Origin of the sequence: Anoxybacillus sp. ST4, assembly GCF_019448545.1 — a bacterium.
GTDB classification, from domain to species: Bacteria; Bacillota; Bacilli; order Bacillales; family Anoxybacillaceae; genus Anoxybacillus; species Anoxybacillus pushchinoensis.
Genome location: NZ_JAHZOE010000065.1, coordinates 1 through 841 on the forward strand (window position 1 = coordinate 1; position 841 = coordinate 841).

1 protein-coding gene is annotated in these 841 nt (G+C 43.6%); it reads right to left on the reverse strand.

What is annotated here, in order from left to right; translation table 11 throughout:
• A partial coding sequence (locus K1I44_RS14965; RefSeq protein ID WP_219986628.1) for a UPF0236 family transposase-like protein occupies nucleotides 1-685 on the reverse strand: 685 nt, incomplete at its 3' end.
• Nucleotides 686-841: the final 156 nt, after the last annotated feature.

Genomic DNA, 841 nt, shown 5'->3' on the forward strand with positions numbered 1-841 from the left:
GTGGATCATAGCCATATTCCTTCATCAGAAAATTCTCTACAGCCTCCCAAATCGGTTCATTCGTTTGATGAACCATATACCGTCGATTCACTAAGGATACGCGCTTCCCGTTTTTCTCCCATCCTTGATGAATCGTGATGATCTTTTCTTCTTTCCCTTTGATGCGGCTTCGTTGACGTTTCACGTATAACCCGTCCGCTTCGATAAAAAACACGCGCCCTTTTTTCTCCATCTCACGGTGTCCTATGACTTCTGCCTCGACAACCAACTGGCGAATCGTCTCGTGGCTCATGCACGCATATCCCACCAGTTTTTCAAGGGACTGCGCAGCTTGTCGATACGATGAGCCTGTCACTGCCAGATGAATCGCTGTTTCTTCTAAAAGCGGACTGACTCCGTGTGCTCCCTCAAACTGAAGAAACGCATCTAACAAACATATATACTCCTGTTTTTCTCGATCGAAATAGTAGTTCCGCTTGACTTCCACTTCTCCAAACATTGTCTGCATCCGTATCATCCGTTTATCTTTGAGCGCATACCGTTTCTTATCTCGTTTTTCCGCCAATGTGTGATCGATGTCCTCCAACAGCTGTTGAAGCAGTTGACCGTATTCTTTTTGCATATGTCTAAACAAAGATTGCTCAATGTCTTTCAATGTGACTCCATCTGTGATATAATCCTGCATGGGCTCCACTCCTTTCTTTGGTTGTTTTTTTGCACTTACTACCTTACCAGGAGGAGAGCCCGTTTTTCATCTATTTTGCTTACATATCTGACAGGTTCCTTATTATACCAAATCAGGAACCTGTCTTTTTTTCTCCCACAAACATTTTACTCATAC